This window comes from Sphingomonas sp. GW821-FHT03E12 (assembly GCF_059420685.1).
In genome coordinates this window covers 1-23,275 of record NZ_JBWKUF010000005.1, presented here as the reverse complement: position 1 = coordinate 23,275, position 23,275 = coordinate 1, and the positions used below count along the sequence as shown (strand labels likewise).

General features: G+C 66.3%; 18 protein-coding genes. 6 read left to right on the top strand and 12 right to left on the bottom strand.

Annotated features, from left to right (window positions below; all coding sequences use genetic code 11):
• Positions 1-93: 93 nt before the first annotated feature.
• Complete coding sequence (locus AC07TU_RS16670) at positions 94-1,521, top strand: DEAD/DEAH box helicase (protein WP_495189047.1); 1,428 nt, start codon at positions 94-96, stop codon at positions 1,519-1,521.
• Positions 1,518-1,718 (top strand): DUF1289 domain-containing protein, encoded by a 201-nt coding sequence (locus AC07TU_RS16665; RefSeq protein ID WP_495189046.1) that lies wholly within the window; start codon positions 1,518-1,520, stop codon positions 1,716-1,718. Before AC07TU_RS16670 ends, AC07TU_RS16665 begins: the two co-directional genes overlap by 4 nt.
• Here AC07TU_RS16665 and mtnP read toward each other — a convergent pair.
• Together mtnP and AC07TU_RS16655 are read right to left on the bottom strand one after the other, a co-directional pair.
• Positions 1,715-2,584, bottom strand: a complete 870-nt coding sequence (gene mtnP / locus AC07TU_RS16660; RefSeq protein WP_495189045.1) for an S-methyl-5'-thioadenosine phosphorylase — start codon at positions 2,582-2,584, stop codon at positions 1,715-1,717. The genes AC07TU_RS16665 and mtnP overlap by 4 nt on opposite strands.
• Positions 2,581-3,993: an amino acid permease gene (locus AC07TU_RS16655; protein WP_495189044.1), complete on the bottom strand. Its 1,413-nt coding sequence runs from the start codon at positions 3,991-3,993 to the stop codon at positions 2,581-2,583. The genes mtnP and AC07TU_RS16655 overlap by 4 nt, the downstream gene beginning before the upstream one ends.
• 122 nt (positions 3,994-4,115) lie before the next feature.
• Between AC07TU_RS16655 and AC07TU_RS16650 the strand changes: the two genes are divergently transcribed.
• Positions 4,116-4,643 carry a rhodanese-like domain-containing protein gene (locus tag AC07TU_RS16650; protein WP_495189043.1) on the top strand — a complete coding sequence of 176 codons (528 nt, stop codon included), beginning with the start codon at positions 4,116-4,118 and terminating at the stop codon, positions 4,641-4,643.
• Between the two features lie 3 nt (positions 4,644-4,646).
• On the opposite strand, the gene AC07TU_RS16645 is transcribed toward AC07TU_RS16650, so the two are convergent.
• The 8 genes from AC07TU_RS16645 to AC07TU_RS16610 form a co-directional block, all read right to left on the bottom strand.
• Positions 4,647-5,273: an Isoquinoline 1-oxidoreductase subunit gene (locus AC07TU_RS16645; RefSeq protein ID WP_495189042.1), complete on the bottom strand. Its 627-nt coding sequence runs from the start codon at positions 5,271-5,273 to the stop codon at positions 4,647-4,649.
• On the bottom strand, positions 5,270-7,408 hold the full coding sequence (locus AC07TU_RS16640; protein ID WP_495189041.1) for a xanthine dehydrogenase family protein molybdopterin-binding subunit: 2,139 nt from the start codon (positions 7,406-7,408) through the stop codon (positions 5,270-5,272). The genes AC07TU_RS16645 and AC07TU_RS16640 overlap by 4 nt, the downstream gene beginning before the upstream one ends.
• Positions 7,405-7,872: a (2Fe-2S)-binding protein gene (locus AC07TU_RS16635; protein WP_495189040.1), complete on the bottom strand. Its 468-nt coding sequence runs from the start codon at positions 7,870-7,872 to the stop codon at positions 7,405-7,407. The genes AC07TU_RS16640 and AC07TU_RS16635 overlap by 4 nt, the downstream gene beginning before the upstream one ends.
• A gap of 67 nt (positions 7,873-7,939) precedes the next feature.
• Positions 7,940-9,997 carry a glycoside hydrolase family 97 protein gene (locus tag AC07TU_RS16630; RefSeq protein WP_495189039.1) on the bottom strand — a complete coding sequence of 686 codons (2,058 nt, stop codon included), beginning with the start codon at positions 9,995-9,997 and terminating at the stop codon, positions 7,940-7,942.
• A 28-nt stretch (positions 9,998-10,025) separates the two neighbouring features.
• Positions 10,026-11,651, bottom strand: a complete 1,626-nt coding sequence (locus AC07TU_RS16625) for an alpha-amylase family glycosyl hydrolase (protein WP_495189038.1) — start codon at positions 11,649-11,651, stop codon at positions 10,026-10,028.
• Entirely contained in the window at positions 11,648-13,456 is a 1,809-nt protein-coding gene (locus tag AC07TU_RS16620) for an alpha-amylase family glycosyl hydrolase (protein ID WP_495189037.1), read from the bottom strand. The genes AC07TU_RS16625 and AC07TU_RS16620 overlap by 4 nt, the downstream gene beginning before the upstream one ends.
• A complete protein-coding gene (locus AC07TU_RS16615) occupies positions 13,453-14,985 on the bottom strand; it encodes a tryptophan halogenase family protein (RefSeq protein WP_495189036.1) in 1,533 nt (510 codons plus the stop codon). The genes AC07TU_RS16620 and AC07TU_RS16615 overlap by 4 nt, the downstream gene beginning before the upstream one ends.
• A gap of 64 nt (positions 14,986-15,049) precedes the next feature.
• Positions 15,050-17,890, bottom strand: a complete 2,841-nt coding sequence (locus tag AC07TU_RS16610; protein ID WP_495189035.1) for a TonB-dependent receptor — start codon at positions 17,888-17,890, stop codon at positions 15,050-15,052.
• A gap of 234 nt (positions 17,891-18,124) precedes the next feature.
• Between AC07TU_RS16610 and AC07TU_RS16605 the strand changes: the two genes are divergently transcribed.
• A complete protein-coding gene (locus AC07TU_RS16605; protein ID WP_495189034.1) occupies positions 18,125-19,153 on the top strand; it encodes a LacI family DNA-binding transcriptional regulator in 1,029 nt (342 codons plus the stop codon).
• A 170-nt stretch (positions 19,154-19,323) separates the two neighbouring features.
• On the top strand, positions 19,324-20,808 hold the full coding sequence (locus tag AC07TU_RS16600) for an MFS transporter (RefSeq protein WP_495189033.1): 1,485 nt from the start codon (positions 19,324-19,326) through the stop codon (positions 20,806-20,808).
• A gap of 66 nt (positions 20,809-20,874) precedes the next feature.
• Here AC07TU_RS16600 and AC07TU_RS16595 read toward each other — a convergent pair whose 3' ends face one another.
• Positions 20,875-22,116: a threonine synthase gene (locus AC07TU_RS16595; RefSeq protein WP_495189032.1), complete on the bottom strand. Its 1,242-nt coding sequence runs from the start codon at positions 22,114-22,116 to the stop codon at positions 20,875-20,877.
• Positions 22,117-22,163: 47 nt separating this feature from the next.
• Positions 22,164-22,931: a class I SAM-dependent methyltransferase gene (locus AC07TU_RS16590; protein ID WP_495189031.1), complete on the bottom strand. Its 768-nt coding sequence runs from the start codon at positions 22,929-22,931 to the stop codon at positions 22,164-22,166.
• 122 nt (positions 22,932-23,053) lie between these two features.
• Between AC07TU_RS16590 and AC07TU_RS16585 the strand changes: the two genes are divergently transcribed.
• Positions 23,054-23,185: a hypothetical protein gene (locus tag AC07TU_RS16585; RefSeq protein ID WP_495189030.1), complete on the top strand. Its 132-nt coding sequence runs from the start codon at positions 23,054-23,056 to the stop codon at positions 23,183-23,185.
• The last annotated feature ends 90 nt before the right edge of the window (positions 23,186-23,275 follow it).

Genomic DNA, 23,275 nt, shown 5'->3' with positions numbered 1-23,275 from the left:
GCCTCTTCGTCTTTACCTTGACTTTGCGGCGCATTTCATCGATGCGCCCGGCTGTTTAATGCGGGCCCTTGCCCCTTCTTTCCGGACATCTGGATGAGCTTCGCCGATCTCGGCCTCTCTGACGAATTGCTGAAGGCCGTCACTGAGGCCGGCTATACCGACCCTACCCCGATCCAGCGCCAGGCGATCCCTTCGGTGCTGATGATGCGCGACCTGATCGGCATTGCCCAGACCGGCACCGGCAAGACGGCTTCGTTCGTCCTGCCGATGATCGACGTGCTCGCCGAGGGCCGCAGCCGCGCGCGCATGCCGCGCTCGCTGATCCTCGAGCCGACGCGCGAGCTCGCTGCGCAGGTCGCCGAGAATTTCGAGAAGTACGGCACCCATCACAAGCTCAGCATGGCGCTGCTCATCGGCGGCGTGCAGATGGGCGATCAGGTCAAGGCGCTGGAAAAGGGCGTCGATGTGCTCATCGCCACGCCGGGCCGCCTGATGGACCTGTTCGAGCGCGGCAAGATCCTGCTCACCGGCTGCAACCTGCTCGTGATCGACGAGGCGGACCGGATGCTCGACATGGGGTTCATCCCCGATATCGAGAATATCTGCACCAAGCTGCCCGCGAACCGTCAGACGCTGCTCTTCTCGGCGACCATGCCGCCGCCGATCAAGAAGCTGGCCGACAAGTTCCTGTCGAACCCCAAGACGATCGAGGTCGCCCGCCCCGCGAGCACCAACACCAACATCACCCAATGGCTGGTGCCGGTGCCCAACAGCGCTTTTGGCAAGCGCGAGGCGCTGCGCCGCTTGTTGAGCGCCGAGGATGTTCGCACCGCGATCATCTTCTGCAACCGCAAGACGACGGTGCGCGAGCTCAACAAGAGCCTCCGGAAGCACGGCTATCGCTCGGCGGAGATCCATGGCGACATGGATCAGTCGTCGCGCATTGCCGAACTCGACCGGTTCAAGGCCGGCGACGTCAACATCCTGGTGGCGTCGGACGTCGCCGCGCGCGGGCTCGACATCAAGGGCGTCTCCCACGTCTTCAACTTCGACGCGCCCTGGCACCCGGACGATTATGTCCACCGTATCGGCCGCACCGGCCGCGCGGGCGCCACCGGCACTGCCTTCACGCTGGTGTCGAGCGCGGACGCCGAAGCAATCGACAATATCGAGAAGCTTCAGGGCCAGAAGATCGACCGGATGGGCGCGCCGCCCGTCGAGGAAGAGCCCGCCGAGGAAAAGAAGGGCCGCGGCCGCAAGGGCAGCAAGCCCAAGGCGGACGAGCCCAGGCCGGACAAGAAGGCCACGGACAAGCCCCGCGAAGCGCGCAAGGAAGCCCCGCGTGAGGAACGCCGCACTGAAGCGCGCGAACCGCGACGGGACGCCGAAGCACGCGAAGCGCGCAGGGACGATCGCCCGCGCCGCGATCGTGATCGCCGCCGCGATTCGTTCGACGACGGCCCCGATGACGGCTGGAACGGTCCCGTCCCCGACTTCCTCAACTTCACGATCCCTGCGTGAGCGCAATCGAAGACGAGGATGACTTCCTCGCCTTCACGCCCTTGCCCGCGGTCGCAAGCCCATGCGTCAGCATCTGCCGCATGAAGGAGGGGCTGTGCGAAGGATGCGGCCGCACGCTGGATGAGATCGCCGAATGGTCGATGGCCAGCGACGACCGGCGGCGCGAGATCCTCGCGCGGATCGCGGCGCAGAGCTAGCCGGCCAGCGCCCGCCCCGCCACCGCGTCGAGCTTGGCCAGCAACCCCGGATCGCGCGCGGACGGTGCGGTGATGAGCGCCGTGTCGAGGCAGGTATCGATCGGCGATGCTTCGCGCGTCTCCGGTAGGCTGCGCAGCAGTGCCGTCACCATCGCGCGCGCCTTGACGGCGTTGCTCGAAAGCTGGGCGATCACCTGTGCGACGTCCACCGCCGCCTCTTCCTCGCGCCAGCAATCATAGTCGGTGGCCATGCCGACCAGTGCGTAGGGCAGCTCGGCCTCACGCGCGAGCTTCGCTTCGGGCATCGCGGTCATGCCGATGATGTGGCAGCCCCAGCTGCGGTAGAGATGGCTCTCAGCGCGGGTCGAGAATTGCGGCCCCTCCATCGCAAGATAGGTTCCGCCGTCATGCACCTCCGCGCCCGCTGCGCGCGCTGCGTCCGCCGCCAGCGCCGACAGGCGCGGGCAGACCGGGTCGGCCATGGAGACATGCGCGACCATGCCGCTGCCGTAGAAGCTCGACGGACGGCCCTTGGTACGGTCGATGAACTGATCGACCACACTGAACGTCCCCGGCGCGCGCTCCTCGGTCAGCCCGCCGACCGACGAGACTGCGAGCACGTCGGTCACACCGAGCCGTTTCAGACAGTCGATATTGGCGCGGCTGTTGAGTTCCGAAGGTGAAATCCGGTGCCCGCGCCCATGTCGCGGGAGGAAGGAGACGCGGGCATGCCCCATCCGCCCGGTGAAGATCGCGTCGGACGGGTCACCCCAGGGCGAGGCCACGCTGACCCATTCGCCGTCCTCGATCCCCTCGATATCGTAAAGCCCGGACCCGCCAATGATCCCGATATGCCAGCCGCTCACTGCACCCCCTGCTTGCTCACTCTGGGCCGCGCATAGGCGAAGTAGATGACAACGCCGAGTGCGTTCCAGGCGAGGAACCAGAGCTGAGTCTTCAGCGGCAGACTGAAGAACAGATAGATGCAGCCGAGTACCGCGCCGCCGCCGACCAGCCACCAGAGCGGGGTGCGGAACATGCGCGGCATGTCCGGCGCGCGTCGGCGCAGCACCATCATACACACGGCCACCGCAGTGAACGCCGCGAGCGTTCCGGCATTGGCGAGCGCAGCGATCTCGTCGATCGGCAGCAGCCCGGCGATCACCGCGACGATCGCTGCGGTGAACAGGGTGATGCGTACCGGCGAGCCGCGGCGCGACACCTTGGCGAGGCCGATCGGCAACATCCCGTCGCGCGCCATGGTGAAGAAGATGCGGCTCTGTCCGAACAGGAAACCAAGCAGCACCGTGGGCAGTGCGATGATCGCCGAGACCGCGAGAAAGGTCGCAAAGCCGGGCCGGCCGAGATCGCGCAGAATCAGCGCGAGCGGTTCGGGGCTGTTGGCGAAATGCGTGAACGGCGTCGCGCCGACCGCTGCCACCGCAACCAGCATGTAGATGGCGATGCACGCGATCATCGACCCGACGATGCCGATGGCAAGATCGCGGCCGGGATTCTTGGTCTCCTCCGCCGCGGTCGAGATCGCGTCGAAGCCGTAAAAGGCGAAGAAGATGATCGCCGCCGCTGCCATCACCCCGCGCTCGACACCATCGGGGGAGATGGTCTTGGCGAAGCCGAACGGCGCGAACGGTTCGAGATTGGCAGCGTTGAAATAGGGCAGAGCCACCGCGACGAACACGGCGAGCGCGATGATCTTGACCACCACCAACGCGGCGTTGAGCGTCGCACTCTCCTTGCTGCCAAGACACAGCAGCCCGGCGACTACGGCAATGATGAAGATGGCGGGCAGGTTGACGATACCGCCTGCATGCGGCCCCTGCATGAAGTCCATCGGCATCCCCGCCCAGACCTGAAGCAAGGGCGCGGCATAGCCGGACCAGCCGACCGCGACGGTGCTCACTACCAGCGAATATTCGAGGATCAGCGACCAGCCCACCACCCAGGCGATGATCTCGCCCAGCACGGCATAGCTGTAGGTGTATGCGCTACCCGAGGCGGGCATCATCGTCGCCATCTCGGCATAGGCGAGCGCGGCGCAGGCGCAGATCGCGCCGGCGATGACGAAGGACAGGATCACCGCAGGTCCGGCCTTGCCCGCGCCGACCCCGATCAGGGTGAGGATACCGGTGCCGACGATCGCGCCCACACCCAGTGCGACGAGGTGCGGCCAGCTCAGCGTGGCGGCGAGGCGGTGCTCGGGCGCGTGATCGGCAGCCCCTTTCACGCTCTTCGTCCGAAACAGTCCGCCAGCCATAGCATTCCCCTTTGTTGCAGCCGAGACTGGTGCGCCGCGGCCCGCGTGCCGTCAACGGTTCATGCGACAGACAGCGATGCAGGAGCAGGATCGTTACGTCCCCGCCAACCGGAGCAGCACCGATGGACCGCCGCCTCTTCCTGTCCTTCGTCGGCCTTGGCGCCGCGACCCCCGCCCTTGGCCAAACTCACGATCAGGGGCCGCGCATCGACGAGTCGCGTAATCCGCAAATCGACTATCCGGGCTTCCAGCAGCTGACCGGCGATGTCGGCGCGCTGCGCAACGAGCGGTTGCTGCCCTTCGCCCAGTTCAAGAAGCAGGCCGCCACAGCCGGCACCTTGCTGCTCGATGCGCGGTCAGAGAGCGCGTTTCGCGAAGGGCATATCAAGGGGGCGGTCAACCTGCCCTTTCCCGACTTCAACGCGGAGTCGCTGGAAGAGACGGTCGGGCCGAACGTCCACCGCCGCATCCTGATCTATTGCAACAACAATTTCTCGAACCGCACGCGGCCGGTGCCGATGAAGGCGCGCCCGCTGGCGCTCAACATCCAGACCTTCATCAACCTGGTCGGCTATGGCTATCGCAACGTGTGGGAGCTCGCCGACGTGATCGACTTCAACGACCCCAAGGTGGAGTGGGTGCGGGCCTGACGGTCACGCCGGGCACTTCGCCCCGGTCTCGATCCACGCCCTGGTCAGTTCGCCGAACTGCGCCTGGGTGCCCGGCGCGGGCGTACGGCTGACACCCGGGTTCCAGCCCCAGCCGACCAAGGTGTCGTTGGCGTTGTGCTCATGGATCTGCTCGAGCGACTTGTTGCCGTTGCGCTTGCGATCCTTGAGTTGCTCGCAAATCTCACGCAGCGACTTGCCCTGCCAGGCCATCTCGATCGGGGCGAGATGCCACAGCGGATGGCCGGGGATACCGCTCTTGCCGTCGGCATAGGTCACGTTGCGCGGGCCGTGACAGGTCGCGCATTCCATCCCGGCATCGCCCATGCCCTTCGGCCCGCGCTCGACGGGCGGGGTATGCCAACGCATCGCGTCACCCTGAGTCGGGCTGTCGGTGCGCGGGTGGCAGTTGAGGCAGCGCGGATGGGTCAGCACTTTGCCCATCTCGGTAAAGATCGCGGCCGATCGCGCCGCGGGATCGGCGATCGTGGCGAACGCGCTGACCGGCTGGAGCGAGGCGGGCGCTGCCGCCTGGCTCGCGAACACCATCGCCGCGGGAAGTGCCATCGCCGAAGCGCCAAGGGCGATCAGACCCAGCGTCTGGGGCTTCATGCGTTATCTCCATGGGCAAAGGGGAGGCGCCGCACCGGCTTGCCCGTGAGCTTGCGCCAGGCGTTGGCGACCGCCGGCGCGATCGGAGGCAGCCCGGGTTCGCCGACCCCGCTCGGCTTCTCGGTCGACGCGATGATCGCGACCTCGATATCGGGCATCTCGTGGATGCGCAGCGAGCGGTAGCTGTCGAAATTGGTCTGCTGCACAACGCCGCCCTCGCCCAGCGACAGCTCGGCATAGAGCGCATGGCCCAGGCCATAGCCGATCCCGCCCTCCATCTGCGCGCGGATGATGTCGGGATTCACCGCGATCCCGCAATCGACCGCGCACCATACCTTGTGGACCTTGGGCAATCCGTCGGCACCGACCGAAACCTCGGCAATCTGCGCGACGAATGTGTCGAAACTCTCATGCACCGCGACGCCCCGGGCACGCCCCTTCTTCGGCTTTTTGCCGAAGCCCGATATCTCGGCCGCCTTGCGCAACACGGCCTTGGCCCGGTCATGCTTGAGCAGCGCCAGCCGCCCCTCGACCGGATCCTTGCCGCCCAGTTCGAGCAGCTCGTCGATCATCGTCTCCTTGACGAAGGCGGTGGTGGTATGGCCCACCGATCGCCACCACAGCCCCGGCACGCCGGTGTCCATCAGGTGCTGGCCCAGCCGGAAATCGGCGATGGTATATTGGCTGGTGTCGTTCGATCCCTCGACCATGCCGGTATCGATGCCCTTGCGGACCTGCGGGCTCTCCATCGGCGTACCCTTGGTGACCGACCGGGCGGCCGCCACCTGATCCCAGCCGCTGATATTGCCCGCAGCGTCGATCCCCGCCTGAATGCGATGCACTGTCAGCGGACGGTACCAGCCCCCGGTCAGGTCATTCTCGCGGCTCGCCACCACCTTGACCGGCGCGGCAAAGCCATAGGCGCGCGCGCACGCAGCGGCCTCGACCCCGTCGAACATCACCGGTGTCGCGCGGCGCCCGAAGCTGCCGCCGGCATAATGCTGGACGAGGTTGCTCTTCTCGAACGGCACGCCTGCCACGCCGCACATCGCGCGCATCTCGCCGACCTGGAACTGGCTGCCGGCATGAACCTCGATCCCCTCGCCCTTCTTCTCGATGACATAGTCCATCGTTTCCATCGGGGCATGGGCGAGGAAGGGGAAATAGAAGGTCGCGTCGATCCGCTTCGCCGCGCGGCCAAGCGCCGCCGCGGCATCGCCTGCCGCCTCGACCTGCACGCCGGGATTGCGCACCGCCGCGGCGTGCTCGGCATAGATCTGCGCGGTCGAGCGCGTCTCGGCCTTCGACAGATCCCAGTCGACCTCGAGCGCCGCCGCGCCGCGCTGCGCCGTCCAGGTATCCCGCGCATAGACCGCGACCCCGCTCGGCACCGGCTTCACGTCGAGCACGCCGGGAATCGCGCGCGCGGCCGCATCCCCGACCTTGCGCGCCGTCGCGCCGAAGGCAGGCGGGCGGCGCACCGCGGCATGGACCATGCCGGGCAGGCGCACGTCCTGGGTGAACTTCGCCGAGCCGTTGGTCTTGGCGGCGCTGTCCACCTTGGGCACGTGCTTGCCGATATAGACGTAGCGGTCGGGCGTCTTGGGTACCGGGTTCTGCGGGACGGGCAGTTGTGCGGCATCCTCAGCCAACTCGCCGAACGTCGCCTTGCGGCTGCCCGCGCTGACGATACCCTTGGCGACCGTCACCTCGCCTGCCGGCACATTCCAGCGCTTCGCCGCCGCCTCGACCAGCATCGCGCGCGCGGCCGCGCCTGCCATGCGCATCTGGTCCCAGCTTTCGCGGATCGCGGTCGATCCGCCGACGCCCATCGTCCCGAAGATGAGGTTCTTGTAGAGCGGGTCGTTCGCCGTCGCGAATTGTACGCGCACCTGATCCCAGGCGGCATCCATCTCGTCGGCGATGATCGTCGCGACGCCTGTGGCCGGCCCCTGGCCGAACTCGACATGCTTGGCGATGATCGCCACCGAATTGTCGGCATGGACGCGGACGAACGCATTGGGCTGAAGCACCCCCTGCCCCGTCTGCGCCCGAGCGCGTTTTCCGGGCAGCACGAAGCCAATGGTGAGCGCGCTTCCCGCAAGGAAAGTGCGGCGGCTGGCGATGACGTTCATGCCCGCGCTCCCTTCACGCCCGCGGCGTCCTTGATCGCCTGACGGATGCGGACATAGGTTGCGCAGCGGCAGATATTGCCCGCCATCGCATGGTCGATGTCCGCATCGGTCGGCTTCGGCTTGGCGGTGAGCAGCCCGATCGCCGACATCACCTGCCCCGACTGGCAGAAGCCGCATTGCGGCACGTCGATCTGCACCCAGGCGGCCTTGACCGCATCGGCAGTCTTGCCGGCGACGCCCTCGATCGTCGTCACCGACTTGCCCGCGATCGTGCCAACCGGTGTCACGCAGGACCGCCGGTTCTTGCCGTCGAGATGCACGGTGCAGGCGCCGCACTGGGCGATCCCGCAGCCATATTTGGTGCCGGTCAGCCCCAGATGATCGCGCAGCACCCACAGCAGGGGCGTCTCGGGATCGCCGTCGAACGTTGCAGGCTTGCCGTTGAGTTGAAAGGTGGTGGCCATGGGAAGCGCCTCCTTGAAGGCACGATGCTAAGCCACCACCGGCGTTCCGCGAAGCGGAAAGTGAACGTCATTTCGCCGCGAAGCGGATCGCCTGCCCGCCGCCCGGCGCGAGCGCCAGCATCAGCCTGTCGCCGCGCTTCACCTTCTTCGTTTCGATCACGTACTTGTGCCGCGTATCGCTGTCGAAGCGCGTGTCGGGCGCGTCGCGATAGATTTGCGCGGTGTAGGTCTTGCCCGGATCGAGGAAATCGAGCGTCACCTCCAGATTGCGCGCCAGCTCGTCGCCGACCGAGCCCAGATACCAGTCGGCACTGTTCCGGTCCTTGCGCGCGATCGTGACATAGTCGCCAACCTCGCCGTTGAGGATGCGGGTGTCGGCCCAGTCGACCGGCACGTCCTTGATGAACTGGAACGCGTCCATCAGCTTGGCGTAGGTCTCCGGCTCGTCGGCGGCCATCTGCACCGGCGAGTAGATCACGACATATTGCGCGAGCTGCTTGGCGATGGTCGAGGGGATGTCGCTGTCCTTCTCGCCCTTGAGGCTGAGGATGCCGGGGGTGAAGTCCATCGGCCCCGACAGCATCCGCGTGAAGACGAGATTGGCTTCATGCTCGGGCGGGTTCTTGCCCTGCCACGCCATATATTCCTGCCCGCGCGCGCCTTCGCGGGCGAGCCAGTTGGGATAGGTGCGGCGCAGGCCGGTATCCTTGATCGGCTCGTGCGGATCGACGCTGATCTTGTACTTGGCGGCGGCGAGCACGACGCGCAGGTGATGGTTCGACATCCACTGGCCGTCATGCCATTCGCGATGTTCCGACCCGTCGGGATCGACCCGGCCGATCTGCCCGGCATCGGCGACATAGCCGGTCTTCACTACTTTCTGCCCATGCGCGGCCGACCAGGCGAAGGCGGTGTCGAGCTGCTTGTCATAGTGGCTGGCCGAGCCGCCAGTCTCGTGATGGCCGACCAGCGCGGTGCCCTTGGACCTGGCATAGGCGGCAAGACCCGCAGCGTCGAAATCCTCGGTCGGGCCGGAGAAATTCATGTCGGTGCCGTTGCCGAACCAGTCGCCGTCCCAGCCGACATTCCACCCCTCGACCAGCACGCCGGGGATGCCGTTCGCGCCGGCAAAATCGATGTAGCGCTTAACATTCGCGGTCGTAGCGCCGTGCTGAGGTCCGCGCGCCCAGGTCCACTTGCCCTTGATCATGTTCCACCACACACCGACGAACTTGCCGGGTTTGACCCAGCTGACATCGCCGAGCTTGTTCGGCTCGTTGAGGTTCAGCGTCATGCGGCTGCCGGTGTAGAGGCCCGCGGCGTCGTCGGCGATCACCATGGTACGCCAGGGGGTGGTGAACGGCCCCTGCTTGACCACCTTGGCCGGACCCGCACCGGGCGAGAGCTGCGCCTTGAAGCGCGTGCCGGTCACCCGGCGCAGCCACATGCTGGAATAATCGACCAATGCCGCCTCGTGGAAGGCGATATGCGTGCCGTCCTCCAGCTTCACGGTGATCGGCGTATGCGCCTGCCCCACCTCGGAGATCGGCGTGCGGTTATAGAGATATTCGTAGCGGTTCCACTCGCCCGCCGGGATCCACCAGGCGGTGCCATTGCCCGCCAGCCCGAACTCGGTCAGCTCGTCGGCGATGTTTGCGTGCTTCAAATTGGGCTGATCGGGGAATTCGTACCGGAAGCCGACGCCTTCGTCGAAGATGCGGAACACCACGTCCATCACGCGCGCCAGCGCGGTGGTCTCCTTGAGGCGCACGCGGAATTCGGTGTGGCGATCCCGGATCGTCTTCCACTCGCCCCAAGGCTGCTCCCAGGTCGAGTCCGAGGAAGTCGTCGCCTGGCTCTCGATCACGAAGCGGCGTTCGAGCTTGGGCGCGTCGGTGAGCAGGAAGCCGAGCCGCGAGGGTTCGATCAGCGGCTTGCCGTTGCGCGCGACCGCATAATGCGGCCGCCCGTCGCCATCGACGGTCACGGTGACGCGGAGCTTACCGTCGGGCGAGGTCGCGGTCGCGCCGCCTTCCTTCAGCGCGGTGTTCTGAACCACGCCCTGCGCCAGCGCCGGCATCGCCATCATCGAAGTCAACGCTGTCAGCGCGATCAACCTGCCCATCATACTCTCCTGTTACGCGGCCATCTTCTCAGGCGATTTGTTCGAGCACCAGCCCGCTATAGGCAGGCAGCGATCCCGGTGCGGCGCCATTGACCGCCGCCAGCACCCGGAACCGGTCCGGCTGTGCTGGATGCCATGTCAGCGGCACCTTGCCCAGATTGAACGCACAGGTCAGCGCCTGTCCGTCCGCGGTGCGGGTGAAAACGAGCAACGCCTCGTCCGCTTCCAGCACCTCCATCGCGCCCGCTCGCAACGCCGGATTGGCGGCGCGCAACGCGATCAGCCCGCGCGTCAGGTTGAGCAGCGAACCGTTCTGCGTGGTCTGCCGGTCCACCGCCAGCGCGGCATGATCGGGACCGAGCGGCAGCCACGGCTTGCCCTGCGTGAAGCCGAGATTCTCGGCATCCGCCTGCCAGGGCATCGGGGTACGCACGCCATCACGGCTGAGCGTGAGCGGCCAATTGGCGATCGCTTCCGGATCCTGAAGCTGGTCATAGGCGATCTCGACCTGGGTCAGGCCAAGCTCCTCGCCCTGGAACAGGATGGCGTTGCCGCGCAGGCACATCAGCAGCAGCATCTTCATCGCGGCAAAGGCGTCGCGATGCTCGGCATCGACCCAGCGCGATACGGCACGCGGCGCATCGTGGTTCTCGAACGCCCAGCTCGGCCAGCCGGTACCCGGCGTATCGGGCCAGGTCTCGACCGCCTTCCTGACCAAAGCCGGAGTCAGCTTGTTCGCGTAGAGGAAGTCGAAGCCATAGGCGCTGTTGAGTCGGCCCGTCCCTTCCGTGAAGGCGTGCATCTCCGCCTCGGGCGTCGGTCCGCCGACCTCAGCCACGGTGAAGCGGCCGCCATAGCTGTCGGTCAGTTCGCGATGCCGCTCAAGGAAGTGGACGATGTCCGGGTGGCTCTGGTTGTAGATGTGCTGCTGGAAATCGAACGGGCGGGTGCGCGGCGCACCGGTGTCGGGCGCGGGCGGATTGTCGCGCAGCAGCGGGTCATGCATCGAGAAGTTGATGGCATCGACGCGGAAGCCATCGACGCCGCGATCGAGCCAGAATTTCGCCGCCGCCAGTGCCGCGTCCTGCACCTGCGGGTTGTGCATGTTGAGGTCGGGCTGCTCGCTCAGGAAATTATGGAAATAATATTGGCCGCGGCGAGCGTCCCAGGTCCAGGCGGGGCCGCCGAACACCGACTGCCAGTTGGTCGGCGGCGAACCGTCGGCCTTGGCGTCCGCCCAGACATACCAGTCAGCCTTCGGATTATCGCGGCTCGCGCGGCTTTCCTTGAACCATTCATGCTGGTCGGAGGTATGCGAATAGACTTGGTCGATGATGACCTTGAGACCCAGCGCATGCGCCTTCTCGATCACCGCGTCGAAATCGGCGAGCGTGCCGAACACCGGATCGACCCCGCAATAATCGGCGATGTCATAGCCGAAGTCGCGCATCGGCGAGGTGAAGAAGGGCGATAGCCAGATCGCGTCCGCGCCAAGCGCGGCGACGTGGTCCAGATGCGCGGCAACGCCCGGCAGATCGCCAATGCCGTCACCGTTGGTATCGGCGAAGCTGCGTGGGTAGATCTGGTAGATCACCGCGCCGCGCCACCAGTCGCGGTTCGCTTCGGTCGCGGGCACGCGCGAGGGTTCGCTCACTTGGCACCTCCCACGGCGACGCAGGCGACATAGCCGAAGGGTGGCAAGGTCATGGAGACACTACCTAGCGCGCTGGCGTTCGGCGCGCATTGGCCGACAAGCGGGGTGAAGGCCGAGGAGCCGACACCCACCTCCACCTGCCGCGTGATCGGCGCGGCGCTGGTGTTGAACGCGATGAGAATCTCGGCGCCGGTCGCCGGATCGAAGCGCGAGACCGCGAACAGCCCCGGCTTCTCGTCATAGGCGCGCGTCATCTGACGCCCGCGCGACAGCGCCGGCGTCGTCTTGCGCACCGCCGAGAGCTTCGCGATCTCGGCATAGAGCGGATGGCCGGTGTCGAAGTTCGACTCCGCGGTGGTCTTGGTCGTGCCGAGCAGACGGTTGTCGTTATAGACCGCGACCTTGCTCGGGAACATGTCCTCGCGCGCGTCCTGATCGTTTCCGTCGCCGACGAAGCCCTGCTCGTCACCGGCATAGATGGTCGGCACGCCGCGCAGCAACAGCAGCATCGCATGGGCGAGCTTCACCCGCGCCAGCACCTCGTCATCGCTCGCCTTGGGAAAGGCCTTGCGCACATCGGTCGAGAAACGGCCATGATCGTGGTTCGAGATGAAGGTGGGCAGCAGCAGCGCCGCCGCCGCGCCGCCCTCGTACAGCGCGTCGCGATCGAACATCGCGGCAAGCACGTCGGGGCCCTTCTCGCCCGCCACCGTATGCTGGACCGCGGCGCGGAAGCCGAAGTCGAGCACGCTGGGCAACTGGTGCACGCGGGTGTGCAGCGCGAGATCGCCGACATCGCCCTCGTTCGCCACCTCACCAAAGATATGGAAATTGGGGATGCCCCTCGCCTTGGCCCGCTCGATCATCGCCTTGGAAAAGCCCTGCCAGAACTCCGGATTGACGTGGCGGGCGGTATCGATGCGGAAGCCGTCGATCCCGAACTGATCGATCCAGCCGCCATAGATGTCGACGAACCCCTGCAGCACGCGCGGGCTTTCGGTCATCAGGTCATCGAGCCCGACGAAATCGCCCATCGTCGAGCTTTCGTTGCGGAAGGTGGTGTTGCCGCGATTGTGGTAGTGGATCGGATCGTTGAGCCAGGCAGGGACCTTCACGGTCCGCTCCGCCTCGGGCACGAACGGCGTGTAGGCGTAGCTCGGGTCGGTGAGCTTCGCGAAATTCTCCGCGGTCTGCACGTTGTCGCCCGCGAAACCGGGGTTGATCGCCGTGCCCTTCACGCCGCCCTTGCGCTGGTACGGATAGTCGGCGCGGCTGCGATAGTCGCACGCGCCGCATTCGCGATACTGGATCACGTCGGCGGTGTGGTTGGTGATGATGTCGAGATAGACCTTGATCCCGCGCGCATGCGCGGCGTCGACGAACGCCTTCATCTCGGCATTGGTGCCGAAATGCGGGTCGACGCGGGTGAAATCGGTGATCCAGTAGCCGTGATAGCCGGCGGTCTCTTCGCCGGGGCCGCCCTGCACCGGCTTGTTCTTGTAGATCGGGCCGAGCCAGATCGCGGTGGCGCCGAGCGACTGGATATAGTCGAGCCGCTTGATCAGGCCGGCAAGGTCGCCGCCGTGGAAGAAGCCCTTGTGCGCGGGGTCGAAGCCGGTGGTCAGACGATCGCCCTTGAGCCCGCCCTTGTCGTTCGACGGATCGCCATTCTCGAACCGGTCGGGGAGGAGGAAGTAGAGGACCTCGGTCTCGGCCGGGCGCGCGCGCAGCTCGGCCGGAGCGGCAGTCTGCGCAACCGCAGCGGTGCCGGCGAACAGGGTCAAGGCAAGGGCAAGGCTTCTCATGCGATACTCGACTGGCTGAAGGTTGAAGGCACGCCGCAGAAGCGCGTGAGATAGGCGGCGTGACCGGGTAGGCGCGCGGCGTCGCGCGCGAAGGCATCCGCCACGGTGGCGAGGAACTGGTCGAGCTGATCGCCGCTCAGTTCGTCGGCAAGCGGATGCCAGCGTTCGGGCACGATCCCCTGCCCGGCCATCACCTGGATCCAGCCGGGGACGTCGAACAGCTCATCATGCTCGCGCACGATCCGGCCGTTGGCGCGGAACATCGCGATGCGGTTCGCCAGCGTCTCGGGCAATTCCATGTGGCGCAGCGCGTCCCACATCGGCTCGCCCTCGCGGCGATTGGCGGCATAGTGGAGGATCACGAAGTCGCGGATCCGCTCGATCTCGAAATCGGTGATGCGGTTGTACGCATCGCGATCCGCATCCGCGACCGGGCCGTTGGGCAGGAAATCGAGCAGCCGGGTGATGCCGCTCTGGATCAGGTGGATGCTGGTCGATTCGAGCGGCTCGAGAAAGCCCGAGGCGAGCCCGATCGCAACCACATTGCGGTTCCACGCCTTGCGCCGCTTGCCCGCGCGGAACTTGAGCAGCCGGGGTTCGGCCTGCGGTGCGCCGTCGAGATTGGCAAGCAGGACCGACGCGGCCTCGTCCTCACCGATATGCGCCGAGGAGAAGACATAGCCATTGCCGGTGCGGTGCTGGAGCGGGATGCGCCACTGCCATCCGGCCACGCGTGCCGTCGCGCGGGTGTAGGGGATCAGCGGGTCGACACGCTCGCACGGCACCGCCAGCGCACGGTCGCAGGGCAGCCAATGGCCCCAATCCTCGAACCCGGTTTCGAGGACGCCTTCGATCAGCAGCCCGCGAAAGCCCGAGCAATCGACGAACAGGTCGCCCGCGACCCGCACGCCGTCCGCGAGCACCAGTGCCGCAACGTCGCCGCTCTCGCCGTCGCGCTCGACGCCGTCGATCCGCCCTTCGATCCGCGTGACGCCGCGCGCCTCGGCATAGCGGCGCAGATAGGCTGCATAGAGGCCGGCATCGAAATGGAAGGCATAGGGCATGGGCGGCAGCACGCTGTCCGCAGCACGCTCGACATGCGCGAACCGGTTGGCCCGCGCCGCGATATCATTGAGCACATAGTCGCCGAGCGGCCCCGCCCGGCCAGCCGCGCGCGCGCGCAGCCAGTAATGATGGAAGGGCAGCAGTCCCAGCCCGCGTCCGACCTGCCCGAAGGCGTGCATATAGCGCTCGCCCGGCGTACCCCAGCCGTCGAACTCGATCGCGAGCTTCCAGGTGCCGTGCGTCTCGCGCAGGAACTCCGCCTCGTCGATCCCGAGCGCCTGGTTGAACAGGCGGATCATCGGGATCGTCGCCTCGCCGACGCCGACCGTGCCGATCGCGTCGGATTCGACCAATGTGATCGCCCAGCCCCGTCCGCAGAAGCGGGCGAGCGCGGCCGCGGTCATCCAGCCCGCAGTGCCGCCACCGGCAATGATGATGCGGCGTTGGAGCACGGGATCGGCCATCCTTCAGCGATCCTCAAAAAACGTCCCCGCCGCGATCATGCCGCGGCGGGGAGGCGGGGGGAAGTCAGAGCTTGTAGCTGAGCCCGAGCAGGTAGCGGACGCCATAGCGCTGATGGTCGACCGTCAGAGCCTCGTCCGACATCTCATGCGTCACGAACGGTTCGTCGGTCAGGTTCTGCGCCTGCGCCAGAATACCCAGCCCCTTCAGCGGACCGTTCTGGAACTCATAGCCGATCTGCGCATCGACAATCGTCTCGGGCTTGGCGAGGCGCTGGATACGATCGGTCCCGATGCCGCTCAGCTCCGCAAGGAAACTCGACCGGTGACGGACGCTGGCACGTGCCGAGAAGCCCCATTTCTCGAAATAGACGGTGCCGTTGGCGACCCACTTCGACAGGCCCGGCAGCGGCTGTGCCGGATTGCTGGGATCGGGCGTGATCGAGCTTTCGGTATAGGAAACGCTACCCAGCACACCGAACCCGTCGAGCGCGCTCGAAAGATTGCGCAGCGAGAAGGTCGCCGACAGTTCGGCGCCGTAGAGCCGCCCGCCACTGCCGTTGCGGAAGACCTTGGCGATGCCCTGGCGCAGCCGCGGTTCAGGCCCGCTGGTCACCGGGAAACCGGTGAAGTCGTGAACCTGATTCTCCTGGTAGATGTAGGTTTCCAGGTGCTTGTAGAAGCCGGCGAGCGCGATGTAGCTGTCGCGGGCGATATATTTCTCCACCGACAGATCGACCGCATTGGCGATCCACGGCCGCAGCCGCGGATTGCCGCCTTCACCACCCCAGGGCGAGAAGTTGATGTCGGTATTGCCCGCGAGCGAGGCGTTGTAGGTGAAGCTCATCGACGCGCGCATCTGGTCCATGCGCGGGCGGGCCATCTGACGCGCCGCGCCGAAGCGGACGGTGAGGCCATTGTTCAGCCGTGCGACGATGTTGAGGTTGGGCAGGACATAGGTGTAGCGCACGCCGTCCGACAGGTCCGTGACCGTCGCGACCGGCGATCCGCTCGCACCCTGGCCGTTCGAGAATTGATCGACCGACACGAGCTGCATGCCGACATTGCCGCCGAGCTTCGACCCGTTCGACATCTCCACGTCGATGTCATAGCGCGCATAGCCGGTCAGGATCTCTTCGCGCACGCCCCAGCCAAAGGCGAAGAGGTTGGCGTCCGTCGCCGCGTTGAAGTTGTAGATGCCGCTATAGGCGAGCTTGAGCGGGTCGTAGCTGACCATGCCCGGAATGCCGAGATAGGCGAGCTTGGTCGGATCGAGCAACTGGTCGGCGGGGATCGCGACGCTGGTGTTGTGCAGCGGATCGGCGGCATTCGCCTTGAGGCCCAGATACCAGCGCTTCAGGTCGAGCGACTTCTCGCGCTTGCTGTAGTTCGCGCCAAAGGCCAGCTTGCCCTGATTGTCGCCCAGCTCGCGCTCGACATCGAGGCGGAAGGCCATCAGTTCGTCGCTGGTGGTCGGGTTGTTGAGGAAGCCGTCCTGGCCGCCGGGCGTGTTGTCGCCGCCCCAGCCCTGCGGGCTGGTCAGGAAGATGCGCGAGGCATCGGCATAGTTGAGCGACGATTTGAAGCTGTAGCGCCCCTCGGCATCGCGGCTGAAGCCGAGCGTGTCGAACGGCCCGTTGCTGTTGCCGCGCGAGGTGCCCGAATAGGTCTCCAGCACCTTGTCCTCGCGATCGACGCGCGAATAGCTGGCGTCGCCGGTGATCTTCCAGCCGCCGGTGACATAGCTGATGTTGAGGCCGCCCGAATAGAGATCCGCCTCACGCAGATTGGCGTCGTTGCGCACCACCGGCTTGACCCCGCTCCAGGTGCCGTCGGTGATGATGCCGTCCTTGACGGTAAAGCCCGGCTGGAGCACCGCCCCGCCCCATTGCAGTGGGAATTCGATGCCGCGCAGCGTCTGCGCGTCCTTGAACTTCGAATAATAGCCGTCGAGCACGATGTTGAGTTCGGGCGTCGGCTTCCACTGGAGCGCGCCCATCACGCCGGTGCGCTCGAGCTCGGTCGACTGCACATAAGGCTTGGCGCCACCGATGATCTTTGCGCCCTGTGCCGCGGCATAGGCCGGACGCGGGGTGAAGGTATCGTCGGCCTGGCTGGCCGTCCCCTTGGTGTCGCGGATGCCGTAGAGGTCGTTGTTGGTGTCGAAGCTGGGATAGCCCCAGCTGTTGAAACGCTCGAACTGGGTGGGCGAGTTCAGATGGGCGACGCCCAGCGTGATGCCGATCGTGTCGTTCGCGAACTGGTCGATATAGGTCAGGCTGGCGCGATAGCCCTTGTCGTTGGTGCCGGTGTTGAGCTTGCCGGGCGAGACGATCTCGCCGCGCGCATTGGCGCCGAGCACACGCTTGCCATAGTCGAGCGGGCGGATCGTGCGCAGGTTGATCGTGCCCGACAGACCCTGGCCGATCAGGCCGGCGAACGGCGTCTTGTAGACATCGACGGCGCCCATCAGCTCGGACGGGTACTGGTCGAACTCGACGCCGCGATTGTCGCCGGTCGTGACCTGCTCGCGCCCGTTGAGCAGCGTCGCGGCGAAATCGGGCGAGAGGCCGCGCACCGAGATGACCTGCGCGCGCCCGTCAAGGCGCTGTGCGGTGAGGCCGGGCAGGCGGGCGATCGCTTCGGCGATCGAATTGTCGGGGAGCTTGCCGATATCCTCGGCCGAGACCGATTCGACGATCTGGTTGGAATCGCGCTTGGTCGCGACCGCGGTTTCGAGCGCGCGGCGGAAGCCGGTAACGGTGACCTCGGTGCCTTCCTCGGCTGCGGGCTGCTCCGAATCCTGCGCGAAGGCGGGTGAAGCGACGAGCAAGGTGGCGGCAATGGCGGTACCGCTGGCGGTGACGGCGAGACGGGCGGCCAGACGGCCAGTGGCGATGTAACGCATAGTTCCTCCCCTATGCCGGCCCATGTCTGACCGGATCGCGCCGGTTGAAAGCGCGTTGATCTTCCTATGCCCCCCAAGCCGCCGCTGCGGCCAGCAGACGGCATACGTATTCAACGCTGCGATCATGCTGCGTGACCGCTGCGCAACATTGACGCGGGGGACGAAACGGGGTGAACATCGCCGGGTCAAGCGGAGGGCACATCCGTGGACGCCCAGGGGAGAAGTGCCGCGGCCATGCAACGCAAGCCGACATCGTTCGATATCGCGCACCTCGCGGGGGTCTCGCAGCCCACCGTCTCGCGCGCGCTGCGCGGCGGCACCGGCGTCAACGAGGCGACGCGCAAGCGGATCGAGGCGATCGCCCAGAAACTCAACTACCGCGTCGACAAGGCCGCATCGAACCTGCGCAGCCGCCATGCCGAGACGCTGGCCGTCCTGATCTTCCAGGATGAGAGCGCCGACGACAGCGCGATCAATCCTTTCTTCCTGTCGATGCTGGGATCGATCATGCGCGCCTGCGCCGACAATGGGCAGGACATGCTGGTGTCGTTCCAGCAGCTCGGCAGCGACTGGCATCAGGATTATGAGGACAGCCGCCGCGCCGACGGCCTCATCCTGCTCGGCTATGGCGATTACGAGCTGTACCGTGACAAGCTCAATGAACTGATGGCGCAGGGCACGCATTTCGTGCGCTGGGGGTCGGTGCAATCCGAGGGGCTGGGCCTCACCGTCGGCTGCGACAATCAGGGCGGCGGGCGCGAGGCGACCCGGCATCTGCTGAGCCTCGGGCGGCGCAACATCGCGTTCCTCGGCCATGCGTCGAGCCACTATCCCGAATTCCACGACCGTTATCGCGGCCATGTCGCGGCGCTGAAGGAAGGCGGGATCATCCCGCGCAAGCGGCTGCAGTTCGACGCGCTCACAACCGAGGAAGCCGGCGCCGCCGCGGCCGAAGCGCTGATCGCGAGCGGCGAGACGTTCGACGCGATCCTTGCTGCGAGCGATCTGATCGCGATCGGCGCGATGCGTGCCCTCGCCGCGCGCGGCATCAAGGTGGGTGAAGACATCGCGGTGGTCGGCTTCGACGATATCGCAGCGGCCAGCTTCACCAACCCGCCGCTCACCACCGTCTTGCAGGACACGCGAGCGGCGGGGCGGACACTGGTCGAGACGCTGCTTGGCCGCATTCGCGAGGAGCGCGTGAACGACGTGCTGTTGCCCGCAAAGCTGGTGGTCCGCCGCTCGTGCGGGTCGGGCGGTTGATCGTGCCGGCCAATTCAGACTTCACCGTCATGCCCGCAAAGGCGGGAATCCATTGCCGCTTCCGGTCAGGCTCTTGCCGCCTGGCCAGCCAGAATGGATCCCCGCCTTCGCGGGGATGACGATCCCTTTGATGGGGCGGCGACCCCAAGCGCGTTCTTCAAGGACATATAATGGAAAAACCCCGTCAGGGCTTTTGGGGCCTGTTCAACCTGTCGTTCGGCTTTTTCGGCATCCAGATCGGCTTTGCGTTGCAGAATGCCAATATGAGCCGGATCTTCCAGTCGCTCGGCACCAGCATCGACGACCTCCCTGCTCTGTGGGTGGCAGCGCCGCTGACCGGCCTGCTCGTCCAGCCGGTGATCGGCCATATGAGCGATCGCACCTGGCTCGGCCGGCTCGGCCGGCGGCGGCCCTATTTCCTTGCCGGGGCGATCATGGCCGCGCTGGCGCTGTTCGCGATGCCGCTGGCACCGGTGCTGCTGTTCGCGGCGGTGATGCTGTGGGTGCTCGACGCATCGCTCAACGTGTCGATGGAGCCGTTCCGCGCGTTCGTCGGCGACATGCTGCGCAAGGATCAGCACAGCGCGGGCTATGCGGTGCAGACCGCCTTCATCGGCGCGGGCGCGGTGGTCGGATCGATCTTCCCCTGGGCGCTCGAGCATCTGGGCGTATCGAACGTCGCGCCGGGTGGAGGGATCCCCGACACGGTACGCTATGCCTTCTGGTTCGGCGGCGCAGCACTGTTCCTGGCGGTGTTGTGGACGGTTCTCAGCACCAGCGAATACAGCCCGGAGGAAATGGCGGCGTTCGACGGCCCGCGCGCCGAAGCCGACGAGAGCACGATGCGCGTGCTGGCCGCACGCGGCAACACGTCCAGCCTGATCTGGATCGCGGCGGGTGCGGCGGTGATCGTCGCGGTCGGAGCGCTGGGACTGGAGAAGGAAGTCTATCTGCTCGGCGGCCTGCTCGCCGGTTATGGCGTGGCCAGCCTGATCGCGATCGCCCTCGCCCGGCGCGGCAGCGGCGCGAACATGCTGAGCCATATCGTCGGCGACTTCGCGGGCATGCCGCCGTTGATGAAAAAGCTCGCGCTCGCACAGTTCTTCAGCTGGTCGGCGCTGTTCATCATGTGGATCAACACCACGCCCGTGGTCGCGCAATATTTCTACGGCGCGGCCGACGCCGCCGACCCGCGCTTTCAGGAAGGCGCGAACTGGGTGGGCGTGCTGTTCACCGTCTATAACGGCGTCGCGGCGGTCGCCGCGCTGACCCTGCTGCCGCTGCTCGCCGGCCGGATCGGCAAGGCACGGACACACATCGTGGGCCTGCTGTGCGGCGTCGCGGGGTTTGCGAGCTTCTTCGCGATCAGCGATCCGCACTGGCTGATCCTGAGCGAGATCGGCATCGGCATCGCCTGGGCATCGATCCTCGCCATGCCCTATGCCATCCTCGCCTCAAGCCTGCCGCAGGCAAAGCTCGGCATCTATATGGGCCTGTTCAACGTATTCGTCGTCGTGCCGCAATTGCTCGTCGCGACGGTGATGGGATCGATCATGAAGCGCTTCTTCCCCGGCGAGCCGATCTGGACGATGGCCTTCGCCGCGGTGACTTTGCTGGTCGCGGCGGTGGCGATGCTGCGGGTGAAGGAGGCTTAGCCACGCCCCACCCGTCATCCCGGGCCGGGATGACGGGTGGAAGAAAGCCTAGGATTCCGTCCCATCCTAAAGCGAAGCGAAGTCGATCTCTCCGTGACGATCCAGCGTGCGCGACTGATCGGGCATCGGGTATTTGAGGCCGGTCGCGCAGTTGAACAGCACTGCGCGATCGTCGGGCGAGATCAGCCCCTCCGCCAATGCCTTGCGCCACGCGGCAAGCGTCGCTCCGCCTTCGGGACAGAGCAGCAGGCCATCGAGCCGCGCGGCGTCGTCAACCGCCTCAAGGATCGCGGCATCGCTGACCGCCATCGCGAATCCGTTCGACTGGCGCACCGCGTCCAGAATGAGGAAATCCCCAACCGCCTGCGGTACGCGGATGCCGGCGGCAACGGTGTGTGCGTCCTCCCAACGGGCAGCGTGGCGCTCACCCTGTTCCCATGCGCGGACCATCGGCGCGCAGCCCTCGGCCTGGACTGCGACCATGCGCGGGCGCTTCGATCCGATCCAGCCCAACGCCTCGAGCTCGTCGAACGCCTTCCACATGCCGATCAGGCCGGTGCCGCCGCCAGTGGGATAGAAGATGACGTCGGGCAGCTCCCAGCCAAGCTGTTCGGCCAGTTCCAGCCCCATCGTCTTCTTGCCCTCGATCCGATAGGGTTCCTTGAGCGTCGAGAGGTCGAACCAGCCATTGGCCTCTTTCCCCGCGCCGACCAGCTTGCCGCAATCGTCAATCAGCCCGTTGACGCGATAGACGCGCGCGCCCTGCGCAGCGATCTCGCGCACATTGATCTCCGGCGTGTCGTCGGGGCAGAAGATCACCGCCTCGATCCCCGCCTGCGCGGCATAGGCCGCAGCGGCGGCACCGGCATTGCCGTTGGTCGGCATCGCGATGGTGGTTACGCCCAGTTCCTTCGCCATCGAAATTGCCATGACCAGCCCGCGCGCCTTGAAGGATCCGGTCGGCAGGCGGCCCTCGTCCTTGACCAGCAAGGTCGATGCCCCGGCACCCTGAGCAATCTTGGTCAGCGGCACGATCGGTGTCGTTATCTCTCCCAGGCTGACGATATTCTCGGCCCGGCGAACAGGCAGCAGTTCACGATAGCGCCACAGATCGGCCGGGCGGCCGGCGAGATCCGCGGGCGAGACCGCGTTGCGGATCGCATCGAGATCATAGCGGACCAGCAAGGGCCGCCCGACGCGCGACAGACCATGGAGGGTATCGGCCTCATACCGCTCCCCTGTCATCGAGCATTCGAGATGGGTGACAAAGGTCGGGCGGGCGGCGGTGAGATTGTCGTCGTAGTGCATGGGAGGTGGTTTAGTGGCGGTTACCACCAAGGTCGAGCGGGTCGGATCTAATCGATCCGCTCAGCGCGCCAATTGTCGCCGGAAATCCCCCGGTCGCCGACGATGCCCAGATAGGCGGCGCCGTCCGCAACGAAGCGGAACGCTGCGCCGACAAGCGTGGCTTCGCGGATCGGGCGACCATCCAATGCGCCCGAGACGCGGCTGTAGCGCTGGTCGATCACAAGCAGAGCCATCGACCCGTCGGCGCGGATCAGCCGCCATTCGCCGCCTGCTACCGCTGGAATCGTCCAGCGATAGACCCGCTTGTCAGCGATCTCGCGACGCTCTTCAGGCGGCCAGTCCCCCATGTCAAAGGCATGGCTGACGACGCGCGCACCGGGCCTCATCTCGCTGAGAAGTTTGGGTTTCAGCCGTTCGTTGACGTCCGGAAGCAAATAGAGCGTGACCACATCGGCGTCGCGCAGCGATACGGTAAACAAGTCGTTGCGCATGAAACGGGCGCGCTCCTCCAGCCCCTCGAGCCGGGTGAGCGATCGGGCGCGTGCGACCAGCGCGGCATCGATCTCGACGCCCAGGGCGTTCGCGCCACGCCGCGCGGCCGCACGCGGGATCCGGCCATCGCCGGAGCCCAGATCGATCAGCCGCTCGCCGGCCTTGAGCGCCGCCATGTCGAGCATCCCCTCGACCACTTCGGGAGGCGTCGGGACATAGGGGACGTCGGCTTCCTTCGCGGCCCGGGCGACGGCGGGCAGGGCGCCCGATGCGAGTGCTCCGGTCAGGAAGATCCGGCGATGAAGATTATACTGTGCCGGCATGCCGCGTCCCTGCTGATCGTCCCCCGCAGGATAGCGGGGGCTCGCCGGGGCGGACAGCGCAAAGCGGGCTTACGGTCACCGGAATTTGGGCGTAGATTGTGGATCCAGGCATGGAGAGAGACATGACCGAAGCAGAGCGAAAGGCGCATGGCCGCGGCCTTGCCGCCGGTACGATCACCGGGCTGACGATCGGCCTGGTCCTGGCCCTGTTCGTCGCGCTGAAGCCCGAATTCTTCGCGGCGCTGATCGGCTGACCTGGCTGCGTCTGCGTTGGGCAATAAAAAGGCCGCCCGGTGTGGGGCGGCTGTGTGTGGTTTGATGGTTGCGGGGGTTGGATTTGAACC